Annotated in this window: 21 protein-coding genes; 12 read left to right on the top strand and 9 right to left on the bottom strand. The window is 67.8% G+C overall.

Annotated features, from left to right (window positions below; all coding sequences use genetic code 11):
- The first annotated feature begins 5 nt into the window (after positions 1-5).
- From xrtQ to ABL840_RS00075, 7 genes are all read left to right on the top strand, one after another.
- The gene (gene xrtQ / locus ABL840_RS00105; RefSeq protein ID WP_093300350.1) at positions 6-935 is read left to right on the top strand and encodes an exosortase Q; all 930 of its coding nucleotides are present in this window, start codon (positions 6-8) and stop codon (positions 933-935) included.
- Positions 916-1,488, top strand: coding sequence for a hypothetical protein (locus tag ABL840_RS00100; protein WP_093300348.1), 573 nt, complete (start codon positions 916-918; stop codon positions 1,486-1,488). Before xrtQ ends, ABL840_RS00100 begins: the two co-directional genes overlap by 20 nt.
- A gap of 11 nt (positions 1,489-1,499) precedes the next feature.
- Positions 1,500-2,768, top strand: coding sequence for a biosynthetic peptidoglycan transglycosylase (locus tag ABL840_RS00095; RefSeq protein ID WP_093300347.1), 1,269 nt, complete (start codon positions 1,500-1,502; stop codon positions 2,766-2,768).
- Entirely contained in the window at positions 2,768-3,538 is a 771-nt protein-coding gene (locus tag ABL840_RS00090) for a GNAT family N-acetyltransferase (protein WP_093300578.1), read from the top strand. Before ABL840_RS00095 ends, ABL840_RS00090 begins: the two co-directional genes overlap by 1 nt.
- 84 nt (positions 3,539-3,622) lie before the next feature.
- Positions 3,623-4,519, top strand: a complete 897-nt coding sequence (locus ABL840_RS00085) for a pirin family protein (protein WP_093300345.1) — start codon at positions 3,623-3,625, stop codon at positions 4,517-4,519.
- Between the two features lie 99 nt (positions 4,520-4,618).
- On the top strand, positions 4,619-5,692 hold the full coding sequence (locus ABL840_RS00080; RefSeq protein ID WP_093300343.1) for a flavodoxin family protein: 1,074 nt from the start codon (positions 4,619-4,621) through the stop codon (positions 5,690-5,692).
- Between the two features lie 206 nt (positions 5,693-5,898).
- The gene (locus ABL840_RS00075) at positions 5,899-6,468 is read left to right on the top strand and encodes a Spy/CpxP family protein refolding chaperone (protein ID WP_093300341.1); all 570 of its coding nucleotides are present in this window, start codon (positions 5,899-5,901) and stop codon (positions 6,466-6,468) included.
- A gap of 89 nt (positions 6,469-6,557) precedes the next feature.
- Here the strand turns inward: ABL840_RS00075 and ABL840_RS00070 are convergent, their stop codons facing one another.
- Positions 6,558-6,989 (bottom strand): serine/threonine protein kinase, encoded by a 432-nt coding sequence (locus tag ABL840_RS00070; protein ID WP_093195804.1) that lies wholly within the window; start codon positions 6,987-6,989, stop codon positions 6,558-6,560.
- A 232-nt stretch (positions 6,990-7,221) separates the two neighbouring features.
- Between ABL840_RS00070 and ABL840_RS00065 the strand changes: the two genes are divergently transcribed.
- Genes ABL840_RS00065 through ABL840_RS00055 form a run of 3 tightly spaced genes read left to right on the top strand, consistent with a single transcriptional unit; the run spans position 7,222 to position 10,335 of the window.
- On the top strand, positions 7,222-8,034 hold the full coding sequence (locus ABL840_RS00065) for an endonuclease/exonuclease/phosphatase family protein (RefSeq protein ID WP_093300339.1): 813 nt from the start codon (positions 7,222-7,224) through the stop codon (positions 8,032-8,034).
- Between the two features lie 11 nt (positions 8,035-8,045).
- Complete coding sequence (gene clsB, locus ABL840_RS00060; protein ID WP_093300577.1) at positions 8,046-9,350, top strand: cardiolipin synthase ClsB; 1,305 nt, start codon at positions 8,046-8,048, stop codon at positions 9,348-9,350.
- Between the two features lie 19 nt (positions 9,351-9,369).
- Complete coding sequence (locus tag ABL840_RS00055; RefSeq protein ID WP_176947418.1) at positions 9,370-10,335, top strand: lysylphosphatidylglycerol synthase domain-containing protein; 966 nt, start codon at positions 9,370-9,372, stop codon at positions 10,333-10,335.
- Positions 10,336-10,349: 14 nt separating this feature from the next.
- Here ABL840_RS00055 and ABL840_RS00050 read toward each other — a convergent pair whose 3' ends face one another.
- Positions 10,350-10,928, bottom strand: coding sequence for an acyloxyacyl hydrolase (locus ABL840_RS00050; protein WP_418116160.1), 579 nt, complete (start codon positions 10,926-10,928; stop codon positions 10,350-10,352).
- Between the two features lie 255 nt (positions 10,929-11,183).
- On the opposite strand from ABL840_RS00050, the gene ABL840_RS00045 reads away from it, so the two are divergent.
- Positions 11,184-11,642: a polyhydroxyalkanoate granule-associated phasin gene (locus ABL840_RS00045; protein ID WP_418116159.1), complete on the top strand. Its 459-nt coding sequence runs from the start codon at positions 11,184-11,186 to the stop codon at positions 11,640-11,642.
- 6 nt (positions 11,643-11,648) lie between these two features.
- On the opposite strand, the gene ABL840_RS00040 is transcribed toward ABL840_RS00045, so the two are convergent.
- The 3 genes from ABL840_RS00040 to ABL840_RS00030 form a co-directional block, all read right to left on the bottom strand.
- Entirely contained in the window at positions 11,649-12,824 is a 1,176-nt protein-coding gene (locus ABL840_RS00040) for a metallophosphoesterase (protein ID WP_418116158.1), read from the bottom strand.
- Positions 12,825-13,033: 209 nt separating this feature from the next.
- Positions 13,034-13,525, bottom strand: coding sequence for a hypothetical protein (locus tag ABL840_RS00035; RefSeq protein WP_093300331.1), 492 nt, complete (start codon positions 13,523-13,525; stop codon positions 13,034-13,036).
- Between the two features lie 145 nt (positions 13,526-13,670).
- A complete protein-coding gene (locus ABL840_RS00030) occupies positions 13,671-14,192 on the bottom strand; it encodes a hypothetical protein (RefSeq protein WP_093195810.1) in 522 nt (173 codons plus the stop codon).
- Positions 14,193-14,454: 262 nt separating this feature from the next.
- Between ABL840_RS00030 and ABL840_RS00025 the strand changes: the two genes are divergently transcribed.
- Entirely contained in the window at positions 14,455-15,129 is a 675-nt protein-coding gene (locus ABL840_RS00025) for a hypothetical protein (RefSeq protein WP_093300330.1), read from the top strand.
- Between the two features lie 20 nt (positions 15,130-15,149).
- Here the strand turns inward: ABL840_RS00025 and ABL840_RS00020 are convergent, their stop codons facing one another.
- The 4 genes from ABL840_RS00020 to dnaA form a co-directional block, all read right to left on the bottom strand.
- Positions 15,150-15,371, bottom strand: a complete 222-nt coding sequence (locus tag ABL840_RS00020; protein ID WP_143042915.1) for a hypothetical protein — start codon at positions 15,369-15,371, stop codon at positions 15,150-15,152.
- A 25-nt stretch (positions 15,372-15,396) separates the two neighbouring features.
- Complete coding sequence (gyrB, locus tag ABL840_RS00015; RefSeq protein ID WP_093195815.1) at positions 15,397-18,003, bottom strand: DNA topoisomerase (ATP-hydrolyzing) subunit B; 2,607 nt, start codon at positions 18,001-18,003, stop codon at positions 15,397-15,399.
- 134 nt (positions 18,004-18,137) lie between these two features.
- Complete coding sequence (gene dnaN / locus ABL840_RS00010; protein ID WP_093195816.1) at positions 18,138-19,244, bottom strand: DNA polymerase III subunit beta; 1,107 nt, start codon at positions 19,242-19,244, stop codon at positions 18,138-18,140.
- A 95-nt stretch (positions 19,245-19,339) separates the two neighbouring features.
- Positions 19,340-20,719 (bottom strand): chromosomal replication initiator protein DnaA, encoded by a 1,380-nt coding sequence (dnaA, locus tag ABL840_RS00005; protein ID WP_093195817.1) that lies wholly within the window; start codon positions 20,717-20,719, stop codon positions 19,340-19,342.

Genomic DNA, 20,719 nt, shown 5'->3' with positions numbered 1-20,719 from the left:
AAAGAATGTCATTGGCAATGCTTGCCCACCGCCATCCGCGCATCGTGGACTGGGGCATCCACATCGACCGTACGCCGGCCGCCGGCTGGATCGGACTGCAGTTCGTCGCGCTGATGCCGACCTGGGTCTGGATGGCCCAGCGCATGCGCGACGGTTCCGACGATCCGCTGGGCCTGCTGGCGCTGGTCGCGCTCGCCGCACTGGCCTGGAGCCGCCGGCGCGAGCTGCGCGCATCGCCGCGCCTGGGCTGGCTCGCGCTGGCCGGCGCGGGCACGGTGCTCGCGACCCTGCTGCGCACGGGACTCGGCTTGGTGCCCGCGCTGCCGCCGCTGGCGGCGGGGCTGATCGCCGTACTGGCGCTGGCCTGCGGGCTGCTGGCCTTCCTGCCGCGCAAGGTGGCGGCGCTGCCGGTGGCCGGCCTGGCGGTGCTCGCGCTGCCGCTGCTTTCGTCGCTGCAGTTCTATGCCGGCTATCCGCTGCGTGTGGTGACGGCCGAGATCAGCCGCTGGCTGCTGTCGCCCGGCTTCGAGGTGGCGCGCGAAGGCGCGAGCCTGGTGGTCGACGGCCGCCTGGTGATCGTCGATGCGCCCTGCTCCGGCGTGCAGATGGTGTGGCTGGGCTACTTCACGGCCTGCGCGGTCGCGCTGTGGGCCTCGCGCAGCGGCCGGGCCTTCATGGCGCGGCTGCCGATGGTCGGCCTCTTCGTGCTGGCCGGGAACATCGTGCGCAACAGCGTGCTGATCGCCTTCGAAGGCGCGGGCCATCCGCTCGCGCCCTGGGCTCACAACGCGCTGGGTCTCCTGCTGCTGGCCGTGGTGTGCGGCGCCATCGCCCGGCTGATGGTGCCGGACCGTCCTGCGCCCGAGCCCGCCGAACTGCCCATTCCGGGCCTGATCACGACCCAGGGAGGCCGCCATGTCGACACCGTTCTTTGAGCGCTGGTTTGCGAACCATTTCATCAATCGCATCGGCCACAAGACAGCCTTCGCGCTGGCGATGCTGCTGTGCATGCTGTGGTCGGCCAGCGCGGCCCTGCGCGCGCCGGCCGAAACGATGCCGGCCGCCGTGGCCTCGCACGAATGGCCGAGCCAATGGGACGGCGTCGCGCTGCGCCCGCTGGCCCTGAGCGACGTCGAGCAGCGCTTCGCCGACCGCTTCCCCGGCGCCATCGGCCGGATGACCGACGGCACCCAGACCCTGGTGATGCGCGAGGTGAACCAGCCCACGCGCATGCTGCATCCGGCCACGGACTGCTACCGCGCGCTGGGCTATCGCATCGAGCAGGCGCGCCTGGAACGCGACGCGCAGGAGCGCATGTGGCGCTGTTTTGTTGCTCAACGGCACGGAGCGCAAAAAATCCGCGTCTGCGAGCGCATCGTCGACGCCCAGGGCACGGCTTTCACAGACACTTCAAGCTGGTACTGGGCAGCCGCCAGCGGCCAGTCGCATGGGCCGTGGCAAGCTGTCACCGTAGCGAGACCGATCTGAGAAACCTGCCTGTGAAGAAGACCCTGCGATTCGTGCTCTATGGCCTGCTGGCCCTGGTCATTACGGCCTGCGTGGCTATCTTTCTGATAGTCAAGCTGGCGCTCGCGCCGGCCTCCGGCGAGTGGAGCACCACGGTCAAGGCGGGGCCCCTGAATTTCGAGATCGGCGTGCCGACCGCGGTGCGCGTCGCCACCTCCGCATGGTTCGCGCCCTATCTCGACGGGCGCTCGCTCGACACCCGCTTCGGCACCGTGCGCTTCGCCTGGAAGCCGGCCGGCGAGCTGCTGGAAATGCAGTGCGCGCCCTGCAGCGCGGAGGTGCCGGCGCTCGGCACCCAGCCGATCCGCGTGGAGCGCCTGGTCGCCACCGTGAAGCGCGACGGCAACACGCTCAACGGCACCTTCGAGGCCACGCCGCGGAGCACCGACACCTCCCGGCTGCAGGGGCAGTGGGACGGCAAGCTCATGCCGAAGAACATCCATCTCAACGCCAGCGTGCAGGACGCGCCCATCGAGCGCTGGTACGCGGTGCTGGTGCCCGCGCTGCCCGAGCTTCAGCGCGCGCGCATCGGCGGCACGCTTGCGCTGCGCGGGCAACTGGTGCTGCCCGAAGCCACGTTCGCGGTGCAGCCTGTCATCAGCCAGTTCGCCGTCGAGGGGCTGGGCACCGAGGCCATGCTGGGCGCGCGCACCAGCTGCGGCCCGTCGGCGAAGCTGGCCAACGACAGCTGGCTGGCGCGCGCTGTCATCGCCGCGGAAGACCAGCGCTTCTTCACCCACGGCGGCTACGACCTGACGGAAATCCTCGCTTCCATCGACAACAACCAGAAGCCCGGCCAGACGCGGCGCGGCGGCAGCACGCTCACGCAGCAGCTGGCCAAGCTGCTGGTGACGGGCAGCGACCGCACGGCGGAGCGCAAGCTGCGCGAGCTGCTCTACGCGGTCGAGATGGAACAGACGCTTGGCAAGGCCCGCATCCTCCAGCTGTACCTCGACAATGCCCCCTGGGGCGGCAACCTCTGCGGCGCCGAGGCCGCGGCGCGGCGCTACTTCAAGCGCAGCGCGCGCACGCTCGAGCCGGCGCAGGCCGTCTGGCTCGCGGCCATGCTGCACAAGCCGCAGGCCGTGCTCGAGCAATGGCGGCGCGACGGCCAGATCGACGCCGACCGCATCAAGTGGATCGCCGAGGGCATCCGCGGAATCAGCCGCAACCAGCGCGAGGCGCTGCTCAAGAGCGTTGCCGCGGCGAAATTCATGGCACCGGAGGCCGCCACGCAATGATGAACACAGCCGCCCTGACCGTTACCGATATCGAATCCATCGAACGCGCCACCATCGCCGCGGTGTCGCCCGACCTGACCGAGGAGCTCGACGGCTGGCTGCTGCCCTTCGCCGGCGGCACCGTCAAGCGCGCCAAGTCGGCCGTGCCGCTGCACCGGGGCCCGGTCGACCACGCCACGCTAGACCGCATCGAGGACCGCTACGACAGCCGCCAGGCGAAGCCCGCGCTGCGGCTGGCCGATGCACCCTGCTTCGACGGGCTGCGCGCCGAGCTCGAGCGGCGGCACTACGTCGCCGACAGCCCTACCTGCGTGCAGGTGACTTCTGTGCGGCGCATGCGGGAGGTGGTCGCGCCGGACGGTGCCCTGGCCGATGTCGATCGGACACCCGATGCGGCCTGGTCGGCGCTGTTCCTCGGCGAGGGTTTCGATCCGGTCGATGGCGCCCATCGCGTGCGGATGTTGTCGCGCGCCAAGGGCACGCTCTATGCCAGCGTGCGAGAAGGCGGCCGCACCGTGGCGGCCGGCGCCATGGCCTTCGGCCACGGCTGGGCCAGCGTTCACGGCATGCGCACCGACCAGGCGCAGCGCGGCCGGGGGCTGGCCGGACGCGTGCTGGCCGGGCTGGCGCAGGCTGCGGTGGAACGCGGCTTCGAGCGGGTGTTCCTGCAGGTCGACGCAGTCAACCACCCGGCGCTCGCGCTCTATCGCCGCGCAGGCTTCGAGACGCAGTGGAAATACAGCTACTGGCAGCGCCAGCAGTGGCCCTGAGGCCGGAATCCGCCCCGATATCTCGGGCCGCCGGCTGACAGCCAGCGGGTGGCGCGGCGGGCGCGTTAGTGCCACCATGGACACATGACGAACGCCAATCACCACGCCAACCACCCCACCGATCCCGTCGCCACGCCGCGCGGCATCGACCACATCGTGGCCGGTGTTTCCACCAGCGATGGCGACGGCGTGAAACTCACCCGCGTGCTGCAGCAGCCCCTGCAGAAGCGGCTCGACCCCTACCTCATGCTCGATGCCTTCGGCAGCGACAACCCGGGCGACTACATCGGCGGCTTTCCCAACCACCCGCACCGCGGCTTCGAGACCGTCACGTACATGATCGCGGGCCGCATGCGCCACCGCGACAGCGCGGGCCACGAAGGGCTGCTCGAGAACGGCGGCGTGCAGTGGATGACCGCCGGCCGCGGCCTCGTGCACAGCGAGCTGCCCGAGCAGGAGGAAGGAATGATGGAAGGCTTCCAGCTCTGGCTCAACCTGCCGGCCCGGGACAAGATGCGCGAGCCCTGGTATCGCGACATCCAGAGCGCGGAGATCCCTGAATTCACCACCACCGGCGGAGCGCGCGTGCGCGTGATCGCGGGCGCCAGCCACGGTATCGAAGGCGCCGTGCGGCGCGAGCACACCGAGCCGCTCTACCTCGACATCGAGCTGCCGCCGGGCGCCGAATTCGCTCAGCCGCTGCCCGACGACCACAACGCGCTGGTCTACGTGTTCCGCGAATCGCTGTGGATCGCGGGCAGCGAGATCCCGACGCGGCGCATGGCCATCCTCGCCAACGACGCCGGCAGCGACGGCGTGGTGCTGCGCGCCGGCGCAACCAACCACAGCCCGGCGCGCGCCCTGCTCATCGCCGGCAAGCCGCTCAACGAGCCGATCGCGCAGTACGGGCCCTTCGTGATGAACACCTCCGAGCAGGTCAGGCAGGCGGTGCACGACTTCCAGAACGGAAAGCTGGGCTGAACGCTCCGGCTTTCGGGCGGGGACTGTAGTCGCCCGCCTACCGGAAATCGGCATCGCGTACATGCCCCGGCCGCGGCGCGGGCGGCCTAGATTGCGCACATGCCCCCCACGATCCGGAAAGGACAGGCGCCAGAGACGCTGCAGCGCGCCGAGTTCCATGAACGCTTCATGCAGCCCTTTCAAGACCCGGCCTTCCGCGCCGAGGCCGATTCGCTGCGGCGCATCGAACTCATCGCCTGGCAGGCCTACGAGGAAGGCCGCAAGGCGCCCGTCACCCGCAAGGCCGGGCCCGGCTATGCCGACCCCGAGTACGAACTTTCGGTCGACTGGCTCGAGGCCAAGGCGCGCATCGACGCCGCGCAGGCCGCCTGGGGCCAGCCACAGACGCCTTCGCGCGTGCTGCTGGTGAACGGCTCGCCGCGCAACGACGGCACCTGCCCCGGCGAAGTCTCCAAGACCTGGCGGCTGGCCCAGATTGCGCGCGAGGTGCTGGCCAGCAACGGCATCGAGACCGACATGCTCGACCTGAGCCTGCTCACCTCCGAGTACGGCCGGCAGATCCACCCCTGCAAGGGCTGCGTTTCCACCGCCATGCCGCTGTGCCACTGGCCCTGCAGCTGCTATCCGAACCATTCGCTGCGCCAGACCGGCGACTGGATGAACGAGATCTACGAGCGCTGGGTGTCGGCGCACGGCGTGATCCTGCTCACGCCCACGCACTGGTACCAGGCCACGAGCCCGCTGAAGCTCATGATCGACCGCCTGGTCTGCGCCGACGGCGGCAACCCCGACCCCACCAGCACGCACGGCAAGAAGCCCGACGAGGCCAAGGCGCTGGAGCTGGAAGGCTGGGGCTACCCCAGGCACCTCGACGGCCGCGTCTACGGCGTGGTGGTGCACGGCGACGTGGCCGGCATCGAGAGCGTGCGCCGCAATCTCTGCGACTGGCTCGACTGGATGGGGCTCATCGAGGCCGGCACGCAGTCGCGGCTGGACCGCTACATCGGCTACTACGGACCCTACGCCACCAGCCACGACGCGCTCGATGCCGACGCGGACGTGCAGGAGGAAGTGCGCCAGGTGGCCCGCGCGGTGGTCAAGGCGGTCACCGAGCTGCGCGCGGGCAGGCTGCAGGTGCCCGACCGGGGCCTGAAGCGGCCGCGGCCCAAGTAGCGCCGGGGCAGCTGAGGCAGGCGGGGGCAGGCAAAGCGGGAGGAAAAGAGTCAATAAATCACGCAGGAAGCCGCTCCAGGAGCGGCCTGTTCATCATTCTTTACGCAAGCTCACGCCGGGCTAACGGATGCGATACAGAGCTCTTCCACACTTCGTCTCACCTGCTGCCCATCGGCGGCGGGCTTCTTCGAAAGGAAGCACTTCTCGTGATTTCTCTCCGCCAACGCATCGTCTGGGCCAGCCTGCTCGGTTCGGCCGCCCTCGCCTCTTCGGGCGCCTTCGCTCAAGCGCCGGCAGCCGCTCCCTCCGCAGCCGTGCCCACCGCCGCGGTGGCCCAAGCCGACAACGCCGCAGCGCCCAAGGCCCAGCACAAGCGCATGGATCCGGCCCAGCGCATGGAGCGCATGAAGGAACACCGCGCCAAGCGTCTCGCGGCCCTGAAGGAAAAGCTCAAGCTCACCTCGGCACAGGAAGGCGCATGGAGCACCTTCACCAGCGCGACCCAGCCGCCCGGCGGCCCGCGTCCGCACATGGACCGCGCCGAGTTCGCCAAGCTGACCACGCCGGAGCGCCTGGAACGCATGCAGGCCCGCCAGGCCGAGCGCAGCGCGATGTTCGCCAAGCGCGCCGAAGCCACGAAGACCTTCTACGCCACGCTGTCGCCCGACCAGCAGAAGACCTTCGACGCCGAGACCGCCCACTTCGGCGGCCCGCGCGGCCATCGTGGCCATGACGGCGGCCACCGCGGTGCGCCGCCGGCTCCCGCCAAGAGCTGATCGATCGCCGCGATCATTGCGCGGCGAAGCAACCCAAAAAAGCCCGCGACGCGAAAGCGCCGCGGGCTTTTCTCATGGGGCCTTCGGACTTACTTCGGCGTACCCGTCTTGTCCGTCGGATTCGTCACCACGTCCGGGCGCTCGCCCTTCTGGCCGAACTGCGGCTTCACCTTGCGCCCGGTCTGGCTCACTTCTGCGCGCGACATCTCGCCTGTAGGCTGCGGCATGGCGTTGGGCTGGTGGTTGACCGTGGTCGTCACCTCGCCCTTGGGCACCGGGTTGTTGGCGTTGTTGCGGTTGTGCGCGCGGGCCTCGGCCTTCACCGACTCGCGCGACATCGGCATCGAGTTGTCGGGGCGCTGCGGCGGGTTGGCGACGCCGGCCGGCGTCATGGTGCTGGCTTCGCCGCCCACCGAGGGATCGGGCTGGGCGGGAATGGAAGTGGTCTGCGCCATCGCGATGCCCGCTGCGCCCAGCAGCGCGGCAAGAACGGTGGCGTGGAAAGCGGCCTGGTGTTTCATGGGTGTGCTCCTTGTGGCTTGTTCCTCGAAAAGGCGGGCTGCCTTTTCCTGAACCGTGAATTCACCGTAGGAGCCCCGCGATTCCGCCCGTGTGGGGGTGCGGCAGGCATGCCTGTAGGAACCGGCCGTCCGGGCACGAAGGCGGCTGGGGATGGCGGCGGGAAGACGGGGGAAAGAAGTTGGCGCGTTCCTACAGTCAGGACGGGCGCGGCCACGTACAACATGGATGACGATGTCTTCCTCGCCCATCATTCCCGAAGCCACCGCGCCCGATGCCGAGTCGGCGACGCCTGTCACGCCGACCTCGCTCAAGGTCATGACGGTGAACACCCACAAGGGTTTCACCGCGCTCAACCGCAGGTTCATCCTGCCCGAACTGCGCGACGCGGTGCGCACGGTGGGGGCCGACGTGGTGTTCCTGCAGGAGGTGCTGGGCACGCACTCGCGCCATTCGCGCAGGGTGAACAACTGGCCCGAGGCGCCGCACTATGAATTCCTGGCCGACACCATGTGGCCGCAGTTCGCCTACGGCCGCAACGCTGTGTACCCGAAAGGCCACCACGGCAATGCGGTGCTCTCGAAATTCCCGATCGTGCATTTCCGCAACCACGACGTGTCGGTGAGCGGCCCCGAGAAGCGCGGCCTGCTGCACTGCGTGCTGCGGCTGCCGGGCCGAGTGGTCGACGTGCACGTGATCTGCACCCACCTCGGGCTGGCCGAGGCGCACCGGCAGCAGCAGCTGGAGCTGCTGTGCCACATCGTGCGCGACGAGGTCCCTTCCGAGGCGCCCCTGATCGTGGCGGGCGATTTCAACGACTGGCGCGGGTGCGCGCACGAGATCCTCGAAAAGGGCGCTTCGCTGCGCGAAGTGTTCGTGCACGCCACCGGCCGCGCGGCACGGACCTTTCCGGCTCGCTTTCCGGTGCTGTCGCTGGACCGCATCTACGTGCGCAATGCCGGCGCGCACGCGCCCGTGGTGCTGCCGCGCCGGCCGTGGTCGCACCTGTCGGACCATGCCCCGCTGGTGGCGGACATCGACCTGTGAGCGACGCTGCCATGAGCGAAAACGGCATCAACGGCAGCAATGGCAACGGCCACTGGATCGCCGGCAACCGCATCGGGCTGCTGGAGAACGGCGAGGAATTCTTTCCGCGCGTGTTCGAGGCCGTGCGGCAGGCGCGGCGCGAGGTGATCGTCGAGACCTTCATCCTGTTCGAGGACAAGGTCGGCCTGCAGCTGCACGCCGCGATGCGCGAGGCGGCGCAACGCGGCGTGAAGGTCGACCTGATGATCGACGGCTTCGGCTCGCCCGATCTCTCGCGCGAGTTCATCGAGGGGCTGACCTCGGCGGGCGTGAAGGTGCGCGTGTTCGACCCGGGCCGCCGCTTCATGGGCCAGCGGCTCAACGTGTTCCGCCGCATGCACCGCAAGATCGTGGTGATCGATGGCGAGCACGCCTTCGTCGGCGGCATCAACTACTCGGCCGACCACCTGCTCGACTACGGCCCCATGGCCAAGCAGGACTACGCGGTGGAGCTCCAGGGGCCGGTCGTGGGCGAGATCCACCAGTTCGTGCTGCGCGCGATCGCAATGGGGGCACTCGGCGGCAAGGGCGCGGGATGGTTCCGTCGCAGGCTGCGCCAGGTGCCCGCGGCGGCGCACTCGCAGCCCGCGGGAACGGCCGATGCCATGTTCGTCACGCGCGACAACCGGCGCCACACCAACGACATCGAGCGGCAGTACCGCGCTGCCATACGCGCGGCGCGCGAGCGCATCGTGATCGCCAACGCGTACTTCTTTCCGGGCTACCGGCTCATCAAGGAACTGCGGCGTGCGGCGAGGCGCGGCGTGGACGTGCGGCTCATCCTGCAGGGCGAGCCCGACATGCCCATCGTGAAGACCGCCGCGAGCATGCTGTATCACCACCTGCTGCACGCGGGCGTGCGCATCTACGAGTACTGCGACCGCCCGCTGCACGGCAAGGTCGCACTCATGGACGACAGGTGGAGCACGGTGGGCTCGAGCAACCTCGATCCGCTGAGCCTTTCGCTCAACCTCGAAGCCAACGTGGTCGTGCGCGACGAAGCCTTCAACAGCCTGCTCGGCGAGCGCATGGACCGGCTGATGGAGTGCAGCTGCAAGCAGGTGCAGGCCGCCGATCTCGCCAGCGAATGGAGCGGCTGGCGGCTGGTGCGAAGCTTTTTCGTCTTCCACATCCTGCGCTGGTATCCGGCCCTGCTGGGCCGCCTGCCGCGCCACGTGCCGCGCCTGACGCCGGCGGAGGCCACCGACCTCGCGAGCCGGCGCGACACCGGGCGCAGCGATCCGGCCGGCGGCGCCACGCAGACGGAAGCCGCCTGAGCCCGGAGGGAGCATCGCGATGAGCACCATGGCCCTCTCGCGCCACAGCTGGTGGCCCTGGGCCCGCCGTGCGGCGGTGTGGGGCTTCTTCGCGCTGATCGCGTGGCTGCTGGTGCGGCAGGCGCGCACCATCGAGTGGGAGGACGTGCTCGACGCGATCCGCGCGCTGCCCGCCACAGCCCTGCTCGCGGCCGCCGCGCTGGCGGCATGCAGCTTCGCGCTCTACAGCACCTACGACCTGCTCGGCCGGCATCTCACGCGGCACAGGCTCGGCACGGGCACTGTGATGGGGGTGACCTTCATCAGCTACGCCTTCAACCTCAACCTCGGCTCGCTGGTGGGCGGCGTGGCGTTCCGCTACCGGCTCTATTCGCGCCTGGGCCTCGCGAAAGACACCATCACGCGCGTGCTCGGCTTCAGCATGCTGACCAACTGGCTGGGCTACCTGGTGGTGGCCGGCGCGGCCTTCTGCTTCTGGCCGATGACGCTGCCGCCCGACTGGAAGATCGACAGCGAAGGCCTGCGCATCCTCGGCGCGGTGCTGCTGATGGTGGCCCTGGCCTACCTGGTGCTGTGCGCCACGTCGCGGGGACGCGCGTGGCGTGTGCGAGGCCATGAGCTCAGGGTGCCGGGGCTCGCGATGGCGCTGCTGCAGCTGGCGATGTCGTGCGCCAACTGGTCGCTGATGGGCGGCGTGATCTGGTTCCTGCTGCAGGGGCAGGTCGAGTACACGCAGGTGCTCGCGGTGCTGCTGGTGGCGGCGGTGGCCGGCGTGGTCACGCACGTGCCGGCGGGGCTCGGCGTGCTGGAGGCGGTGTTCGTGGCGCTGCTCTCGCACGAGGTGCCGCAGGCGCAGCTGCTCGGCGCGCTGCTGGCCTATCGCGGCCTGTACTACCTGCTGCCGCTGGGGGTGGCCACGCTGGGCTATCTGGTCACGGAGGCGCGGGCCAGGCGGCTGCGTACGTCGCAGCGCAGGAGCCGGTAGCGCTCAGTTCAGGCTCAGAAGTGGTACGTGTAGCGCAGCCGGACGAAGTTCTCGCCCGGGTTGGGCTTCTTGATGCCGCCGTTGGAGAAGTGCTGCAGCCGCAGCGAGAGTTCGTGTTCTCCATGTTCGCCGAAGCTGCGCCCGATGCCGATCACCTCGGTGAACTGGAAGGCAGTGCTGAAGCTGCGGTCTGGCGTGCGGTAGACGTGGTCCATCACGCTGCCGCCGACGCCGCCTTCGGCAAACCAGGGCGAGCCGCCGCGGTCGAAGCGGTAGCGCCAGGTGTAGATCGCGCCGATCTGCGCGTAGTCGTGCGGGCCGTTGCCCAGCGCCGGCGCGTGCCAGTTGCTCAGGAAGACGTCCCAGTAGGTGGTGAGCGCGCCCTCGTGCACCGGCTGGCGTAGCGACCAGGGAATGGTCATGCCCACGGTGGCCGAATTGGTGCTGCCCATGTCGCCGTGCGGGGCGCGGCCGCCTTCGACATAGAAACCGTGCGCGCTGTCTTCGAACGCGTGGGCCGCCGTGCCCGACAGGCCGAGAAGGCCCGCGAACAGGGCCGCTCCGGCAACGGACGCGCAAGTTTGGAATCTCATGATGCGAGGTGTGAACGCACTAAGTGGAAATGAGGAGGTCATCTTCAATTTCCGCCGCATGCGGCATCCGCCCGGCACGCAATTTCCACATCGGAAAGCAGGACTTGATCAACAAAAATGCAGATCCATTCCTGGTGTGCGCAAACCGCCGCCGCCCGGCCGCGCCTATAGTGGCCCGACCCCTTATTCACGCGCTCGAGCGCGGCCTCACCCATGTCGTCTACAAGTTCCGTTGCCAGCCTCCCGGGCCCGCTCATGCAGCAGTGGCTCGAGCTGTCGTTCAAGACCCACGAGATGCTGCTGTCGTCCGGCCTCGTGATCGGCATGCGCACCGGGCGCATGGCCCGCGCGGGCCTCGCGCCCAGCGCGGACGACATCGCCGAGTTCCAGCTCATGGGACAGGAAAAGCTCGAGGCCGCGAGCGAATCGGGCATCGCGATGGCCAGGCAATGGCACAGCAGCCATTTCTCGCTCGCCAACCGGGTGCTTCAGCAATGGCTGCAGAGCACGACGGCGTTCTTCTCGCTGGCTGGCAGCGTCACGCCGGCGCAGGCGGCCGCACATGGCGATGCCTTCGTGCAATCGGCCGCGGATACCGTCGATGCGGCGAGCGAACTGCCCGCGATAGCGGCACGCATCGCGCGCCAGGGGCTGAAGCCCATTCATGCCGCCGCGACTTCCAACGCGCGCCGGCTCTCGGGGCTGGACTCCTGAGATTCCTCAGTTCTTCGCGGTCACCAGCGTCAGCAGCGTGATCTCCGATGGCGCGCCGAAGCGCTTGGGCGGGCCCCAGTAGCCGGTGCCCCGGCTCACGTAGACCCACATGTCGTGCAGGCGGTGCAGGCCCGCCGTGAAGGGCTGCTGCATCGGCACGAAAAGATTCCACGGAAAGAACTGGCCACCGTGCGTGTGGCCCGACAGCTGCAGCTGATAACCGGCCGCGGCCGCCAGCGGCGCGCTGCGCGGCTGGTGCGCGAGCAGCACGCGCGTGTGCACCAGCGGCGGCGCGTCGTGCAGCGCCAGGTGCGGATCGCTCGCATGAGCCGCGTCGAAATGCCCGGCCGTGAAGTCGGTCACGCCGGCAAGCACCAGCGCGCTTTCGAAGAGCTCTTCGTCGGTCTGCGCGCCGCGCACGTTGCGCGTCTGCAGCACCACGTGCTCGTTGAGCAGCACCTTCAGGCCCAGCCGGCGCAGCTCGTCGATCCAGGCATGTGCGCCCGCGTAGTACTCGTGGTTGCCGGTGACCACGAAGGTACCGTGGCGTGCGCGCAGCCCGGCCAGCGGCGCGATGTGCTCGCGCAGTTCCGGCACGCTGCCGTCGACCAGGTCGCCGGTGATCGCGATGGCGTCGGCGCCGAGTCGGTTCACCGCGTCGACGATGCGCTGGATGTAGCTGTTGCGGATCGTCGGACCCACGTGGATGTCGCTGAGCTGCGCGATCGCGAAGCCTTCCAGCGCCTGCGGCAGGCCGCGGATGGGCACTTCCACCCGCTTCACGCCGGCGGTGCGGCGCGCATTGAGGAAACCGATCGCCGAGGTGGCCGTGGCCATCGCCAGCACCGCCAGCGCGCTCCACGGCAGCAGCGCGTTCCATTGCACCTGGACGCCGCCGAGCGCGCCCGCGAGCCAGGTCAGCATCAGGCCGGCGTCGCGCACGAGCGTCAGCACGAACATCGAGGAGAACCAGCCCATGCTGATCAGGCCGATCCACTTGAGCAGGTTGCTGTTGCCGGCGCCCTCGCGCCCGCGGCGGTGCGACATGAAAGGCAGGGGAATCGTCGCCGCCGACACCACCAGCGCGAGCAGCGCCAGCGGCCATGCGGGCGTGAGCACGGCCAGCGCGGGCAGCAGGCGCAGCGCGATATAGACGTGCAACAGCGCGGTCAGGGCGCTCAAGGGACGGATCGGCATCGGGGCAATGGGGTCGGGCACTGCCCGGGGACAGGCTATGTGCAAGGCGCATGCCGCGCATTCAAGATACCGCGAGGCGCGTCGGTCGCTATTTTTTCTATAGCGGACGGCGCCCGGATAGCAAGCCTTGTGGCATGGCTCAACCCGTGAATTGTGCGCCAGCCGGATGCGTGCCGGCGCTCACTTGCCCGGCGCTACTGCACCGGCCGCGTGCCGGCAGAGGCCATGTCGGTGCCGGCCGGCCAGACGAAGGTCGCCTTGGTCGGCGCGCCCTGCAGCACGTGCAGCTCCTGCTTCAGCACCTGGCTGCCGATCCGCGCCTCGACCTCGTAGTTGCCGGGGTCCAGCCGCGCCACCATGAACGGGCCGCCCGATACCACGTTGTCGAGCAGCGCCGCGCCACTGCTGTCGCGCACCGTCACGTGCACGTTGGCCGCGAAATCGGCGCCCTTGTGATCCTTGATCGCGAATTCGAAGGTCGCGGGCCAGCGCGGCGATACCGTCTCCATCAGCTGGGCCTCGTCGCTGCCGATGCCACCGCTCATGTACTCGACGCCGTGCGTCATGTAGATCGGCGGGTTCACCGTTGCCTGGGCCGTCGAGAGCGCGCCGAGCAGGACAGCACCGCAGAACATCGCGGCCGCCAGCGGCCGTGCGGTGCGCAGTGATGGAAAACGGGGGGTCATGGTCAGAGTCCTTTCTTTCCTTGCATGGCGGGAAGCCACGGTGCCACTTTGCGGCGCGCGGCTTAGGAAAGGCTGACCTGGAAAAGGAGCGGGCACGCCGTGCGGCGTGCCTGCCCGTCTACCTGCGTGCTTGTTCGCTCGCTTCTCAGCGGGCAGCGGAAGAAGTCTGCGCCAGCGTCTGCGTTTGCGGCGGCATCACCGAGGCCATGTCGAAGTTCGACGGCCAGACGAACGATGCGCGCGCCGGCACGCCGGCAATCACCACCAGCGACTGCGTCAGCGTGAGGCCGCCGAGCGTCACGTTCACGTCGTACGCGCCCGGATTGAGGCGCGCGAGCATGTAGGGGCTCTGCGATTCCACGTTCATCACGACCTGGCCGGTGTATTTCTGGCGCACCTCGATGCCCGCCTTGGCGGGGAAGCCGGGCCGCTGAGCACCCCTGCCGTCGCTGATGCCGAGTTCGATGGTCGCGGCCCAGCGCGGCGACACCATTTCCATGAACGCGGCCTCGTCCTTCGCGGCGCCGCCGCACATGTATTCGATGCCCTGCGCCACCTGGATGGGCGGGTTCGAGAACGCATGGGCCGAAGTCACGGCCCCGAGGAAAGCTGCGGTACCGCCCAAAACCAGCGCGGCCAGCGGCCGGCGGAGACGCATAGGGTTCATTGCTGTGTGGTCCTCGATCTTGCGTGACGTGAAATCCGTCGGGGATTTTGCTTAGCAAGAGTCGGGCTAGATATAGCGTTTACGAGGAACGATCTGCGGATCGAAACTGAATGCTATTGTTTTCATAGCTGATGACGCCCGTGTGACGGGCCTGTTGGCTACTTTTATTAACAAACCTCAGGGAAACCCTGATCTGCCTGGGTTTGGGGCGCGTCCGGCGGAAGTGCGTGCCGGGAGTGCACAGCACGGATACTGCGGCTCCATGAGCACCGACGACGAACACGATCCGATGCGCGAACGCCGGGAGGCGATGACTGCTTGGGAGCAGGGCCTGCGGCCCAGGCCGGAGCGTCACCTGGCGCTGTGGCTGGCGTTGGCGGTGCTGGTGGTGTTCCTGTTCTACCTGGCGGCGGAGTGGCTTCTGACTCGGCAAGCCGCGCAGCGGCCGGATCGCCGGAGCGCGACAACGCCTTCCCCGGCAGCACAGCCCCTGACGACCGCGCGCCCTGCCCCTTTGTTGGCGCCTTCGCCCTCTCCGGGCATCACCGCGCCCGGCACCTTCGAGGTGACCAAGTGCCTTACGCCTTCAGGCAAGGCGGCCTACTCCGACGGCCCATGTCCCGAAGGGTCGCGCGCCACCACGGTTCGCCTGCAGCGCGACGTGAACATCGCGGATGGGATGAGCCGGCAGGAACGCGAGGCATCGATCCGGAACAACGAGGTCGTCGCCGCGCAGCAGCAGCGGTACGAACAGCAGGTGGCGCAGAACGTCGACCAAGGCATGGCCGAATGCAGCGAGCTAGCCGAGCGCATCAAGTGGCTCGATGCTCTGGCAAGGCGGCCACAGGGCACTTATTCGCAGGACCGGCTGCGTGATGAACGGCGGCGTACGCGGGACAGCCAGTTCAGGCTGAGATGCCCTCAGCAGCAGCCGTGAAGCTCGACCGGAAGCCGCGCTCAGGCGATGGAGAAGAAGGCGGCGAAGGCAGCTGGAGCATCCGCTTCCCTCACCACCTTCGAGATCCGCATCAGGCGACCTTCATGCAGCCCTGTCCAGAACAGTTCGAAGGCTGCAGGGCGATTCGGCGTGCTGCCGCCGGAAGGAATCACCCAGACGACGTCCTTGCCCCTGATGCCGAGCGTCCGGGCGAGCTGATCGATGAATTCGAAGTAGGTCATGTTGCCCGACATCCGCCCGGGGGCGTCAGACGTCGATATTCGCCGCCCGCAGCGCGTTCTGCTCGATGAACTCCCGCCGTGGTTCCACTTCGTCGCCCATCAGCATCGTGAACACGCGATCCGCCTCGATCGCGTCGTCGATCTGCACCTTCAGCAGGCGGCGCACGTTCGGGTCCATGGTGGTTTCCCACAGCTGCTCGGGGTTCATCTCGCCCAGGCCCTTGTAGCGCTGGCGCGAGGTGGCGCGTTCGGCTTCGCTGATGAGCCACTTCATGGCCTGGCGGAAGTCGTCGACCTTTTCTTCCTTGGTGCGGTCGCCCTCGCCGCGCTTCACCAGCGCGCCTTCGGGGCTCAGCAGGCCGCGGAAGGTGTTGGCGGCTTCGGCGAGCGCGGCGTAGTCGGCGCCGTGCACGAAATCTTGCGTGAGCACGCTGCTCTTGATGTTGCCGTGGTGGCGGCGGCTGATGCGCAGCAGCGGCTTGTCGGTGCGGGCGTCGAACTCGCTGCTCACCTCGGCCGGCACGCCGGTCGTGTTGAGCTCGCGCAGCTTGGCTTGCAGCGCCACGGCAGAAGCCTCGGCGGCGGGCGTGGTGTCGAGGTCGAGCGCCACGCCGTCGGCGATGGCGCGCAGTGCCTCGGCGTCCATGAAGTTGCGCAGGCGCGCGATGACGGCCTCGGCCACCTGGTGCTTGCGCGCCAGTTCGGCCAGGGTGTCGCCGCTGAGCGTGGTCGAACTGGCGCCGCCGGTCTCGATGCGCGCGTCCTTCAGCGCCACCTTGAGCAGGAAGGCGTCGAGCGCGGGGCCGTCCTTCAGATACTGCTCTTCCTTGCCGACCTTCACCTTGTACAGCGGCGGCTGCGCGATGTAGATGTGGCCGCGCTCGACCAGCTCCGGCATCTGCCGGTAGAAGAAGGTCAGCAGCAGCGTGCGGATGTGGGCGCCGTCGACGTCGGCGTCGGTCATGATGATGATGCGATGGTAGCGCAGCTTGGCGACGTTGAAGTCGTCCGCGCCGCCGCCCGGCGTGCTCGCGCCGGCGCGGCCGATGCCGGTGCCCAGCGCGGTGATCATCGTCAGGATTTCGTTGCTGGTCAGCAGCTTTTCGTAGCGTGCCTTCTCGACGTTCAGGATCTTGCCGCGCAGCGGCAGGATGGCCTGGAACTTCCGGTCGCGGCCCTGCTTGGCGGAGCCGCCGGCGGAGTCACCCTCCACCAGGTAGACCTCGCACAGGGCGGGGTCCTTTTCCTGGCAGTCGGCCAGCTTGCCGGGCAGGCCCATGCCGTCGAGCACGCCCTTGCGGCGCGTCATTTCGCGGGCCTTGCGAGCGGCCTCGCGGGCGCGGGCGGCCTCGATGATCTTGCCGCAGATGATCTTGGCGTCGTTCGGGCGCTCCTGCAGGTAGTCGGTCAGCAGGCGGCCGACGATGTCTTCCACCGGCGCGCGCACCTCGCTGGACACCAGCTTGTCCTTGGTCTGGCTCGAGAACTTGGGCTCGGGCACCTTCACGCTCAGCACGCAGCACAGGCCTTCGCGCATGTCGTCGCCGGAGACTTCGACCTTGGCCTTCTTGGCCAGCTCGTTCTCCTCGATGTACTTGTTGATGACGCGGGTCATCGCAGCGCGCAGGCCCGTGAGGTGGGTGCCGCCGTCGCGCTGCGGGATGTTGTTGGTGAAGCAGAGGACCTGCTCGTTGTAGCCGCTGTTCCATTGCATCGCCACTTCGACGCCGATGTGCGTGCCGGGAATGCCGCCGTAGGTGTCGGCCGGGCGCTCGCCCTCGGCGTAGAACGAGTTCGGGTGCAGGACGGTCTTGCCCTTGTTGATGAACTCCACGAAGCCGCGCACGCCGCCGGCGCCGGAGAAGTCGTCTTCCTTGCCGCTGCGCTCGTCCTTCAGGCGGATGCGCACGCCGTTGTTCAGGAAGCTCAGTTCGCGCAGGCGCTTGCTGAGGATTTCGTAGTGGAAGTCCGAGTTCTCCTTGAAGATCTCGGTGTCGGGCAGGAAGTGCACCTCGGTGCCGCGCTTGTCGGTGTCGCCGATGATCTTCATGGGCGAGACCTCGACGCCGTTCACCGTCTCGAGCAGGCGGTTCTGCACGAAGCCGCGGCTGAACTCGAGCTCGTGGATCTTGCCCTCGCGGCGCACCACCAGGCGCAGCATGACGCTCAGCGCGTTCACGCAGCTCACGCCCACGCCGTGCAGGCCGCCCGACACCTTGTAGCTGTTCTGGTTGAACTTGCCGCCCGCGTGCAGTTCGGTGAGCGCGATCTCGGCGGCCGAGCGCTTGGGCTCGTGCTTGTCGTCCATCTTCACGCCGGTGGGAATACCGCGGCCGTTGTCGGTGACGGAGATCGAGTTGTCGGTGTGGATGGTCACGACGATGTCGTCGCAGTGGCCGGCCAGCGCTTCGTCGATGGAGTTGTCGACCACCTCGAAGACGAGGTGGTGCAGCCCGGTGCCGTCGGAGGTGTCGCCGATGTACATGCCGGGGCGCTTGCGCACGGCTTCAAGCCCTTCGAGGATCGTGATCGAACCTTCGCCATAGCTGGTGTCGGCGGGCACGGTGTCGATCTCGGGGATGTAGACGGGCTCGGTGTGCGGCACGTCGGGCTTGTTTTCTTCAGCACTCATTCGGATATTCCTCTGTCTCTCACGGCATTCGCGTGATTTTTCGGGCTCTCAAAAGCTCAATTCGCCGCCTCTTGAAAGCGCAAACCCGCGGAGGGCCGCGGGTCGTGTGCGCAAGGCGCCGTGTGGTGTGTCTTCTAGATTCGCATCGGCATCACGACGTACTTGAAGGATGCGTTCTCGGGGATGGTCAGCAGCGCCGAACTGTTGGAGTCGGCCAGGTCGAGCTTGACCATGTCCTGGTCCATGTTCGACAGCGCGTCGATCAGGTAGGTCACGTTGAAGCCGATCTCGATGGTGTCGCCGCCGTAGTCGATGTCGAGCTCGTCCTGGGCTTCTTCCTGCTCGGCGTTGTTCGACGCGATGCGCAGCGTGCCCGGCTCGATGTTCAGGCGCACGCCCTTGAACTTCTCGCTGGTCAGGATGGCGGTGCGCTGCAGGCTGGCCAGCAACGGCGCGCGGCCCAGCGTGACGGTGTTCTTGTGGTTCTTCGGGATGACGCGGTTGTAGTCGGGGAACTTGCCCTCGACCAGCTTGGTGACGAACTCCATGCCGCCGAAGCCGAACTTGGCCTGGTTGTTAGCGAACTGCATCTCGATGGCGCCTTCGGCGTCGGACAGCAGGCGCTGCATTTCGAGTACGGTCTTGCGCGGCAGGATCACTTCCTGGCGCGGCACTTCCACGTCGAGCGTGGCGGAGGAGAAGGCCAGGCGGTGGCCGTCGGTGGCGACCAGGCTCAGCTGCTTGCCCTCGGCGACGAACAGGATGCCGTTCAGGTAGTAGCGGATGTCGTGCACGGCCATCGCGAACGAGACCTGCGAGAGCAGGTCCTTCAGTGTCTTCTGCGGCACGCTGAACACGGGGCCGAAGTTGGCGGCTTCCTGCACCAGCGGGAAATCTTCGGCGGGCAGCGACTGCAGGGTGAATCGGCTCTTGCCGCCTTTGAGCACCAGCTTGCTGGCGCTCGACTCGAGGCTCACGGTCTGGTCGGCCGGCATGGTGCGCAGGATGTCGATCAGCTTGCGCGCGCCGATGGTGGTGGTGAAGTTGCCCTCGTCGCCACCGAGCTCGGCGGTGGTACGGATCTGGATTTCGAGGTCGCTGGTGGTCAGCTGCAGCTGGCCGCCGGTCTTGCGGATCAGCACGTTCGCCAGGATCGGCAAGGTGTGACGCCGCTCCACGATGCCCGCGACCGACTGGAGCGCGGCGAGGACCTTGTCCTGGGGTGCCTTCAAAACGATCATGTCTTCTTCCTCTTCTATCTCTTTGAATCAGCTTGCAAGGCGCCATTCTCCGCTGTCGCGAGGGGCTCCCTTGATGACATTCGGCTTCTTTCCGGTCAGCCCTTGAGGGTCTGCTCGAGCACGTGGAGCTGCTGGTTGAGTTCGGTGAGCTGTTGGCGCTCGCCCGAGATCTTGCGCACCGCGTGCAGCACCGTCGTGTGATCGCGCCCGCCGAACAGCTCGCCGATTTCCGGCAGGCTCTTCTGCGTGAGCTCCTTGGCCAGGTACATCGCGATCTGCCGCGGCCGCGCGATGCTGGCCGGGCGTTTCTTGCTGTACATGTCGGCGACCTTGATCTTGTAGTAGTCGGCCACCGTCTTCTGGATATTCTCGACGGAGATCTGCCGATTCTGGATCGACAGCAGGTCGCGCAGCGCTTCGCGCGCCAGGGCGATCGAGATCTCCTTCTGGTTGAAGCGCGAGTACGCCAGGATCTTGCGCAGTGCGCCTTCGAGTTCGCGCACGTTGGAGCGCACGTTCTTGGCGACGAAGAAGGCCACTTCCTCGGGCATTTCGGCCGATTCGGCCCGCGCCTTGTTGATCAGAATAGCCACGCGCATCTCGAGCTCGGGCGGCTCGATGGCGACCGTGAGGCCGGAGTCGAAGCGCGAAACCAGGCGCTCGTGGATGTCCGCCAGGCCCTTCGGATAGGTGTCGCTGGTCATCACGATGTGCGATTTCTTGGCGAGCAGGGCCTCGAACGCGTTGAAGAATTCTTCCTGCGTCCGGTCCTTGTTGGCGAAGAACTGCACATCGTCGATCAGCAACAGATCGAGCGAGTGGTAGCGCTCCTTGAACTCATCGAAAGTCTTGCGCTGATAGGCTTTGACCACATCCGACACAAATTGCTCGGCGTGGATGTAGAGAACTTTGGAATCCGGCTTGTCGGTCAAGAGCCGGTTACCCACAGCATGCATCAGGTGGGTCTTGCCCAGGCCGACGCCGCCGTAGATGAAAAGAGGGTTGTACAGATGGCCCGGCATGCCGGCCACGTGCATCGCCGCGGCGCGCGCCATGCGGTTGGCCGTGCCCTCGACCAGGGTGTCGAAGGTGAGGCCGGAATTCAGGCGGTTCTTGAAGCCGGCGGCGGCCGGCTCCTCGCCCGGGCCGGCCACGTCGCGCGGCACGTCCGTTTCGGTCATGACGGCCACGGGCGCAGCACGCACGGGGATTTCGCGAGGAGCAAGCGCTAACTCGATGGCGACCGGCTGGCCGTACATCTTCTCCGCCATGGCGGCGATCTTGCCGGCGTACTGGGCACGGATCCAGTCGAGCTTGAACCGGTTTGCGACGAACACGGTCATGCGCGACAGGTCGTCGGCGACCTGTGCCGTCAGGGGTTTGATCCAGGTGTTGAACTGCTGCTCGGACAGCTCCTGCGCGAGCTGGTCGACGCAGGCTTGCCAGAGGCTCTCGCCGATGCCGTCAGTCGACAT

This window comes from Variovorax sp. NFACC27 (assembly GCF_048301545.1).
Taxonomy (GTDB): Bacteria; Pseudomonadota; Gammaproteobacteria; order Burkholderiales; family Burkholderiaceae_C; genus Variovorax; species Variovorax gossypii.
This window is presented reverse-complemented; position numbering and strand designations above follow the sequence as displayed.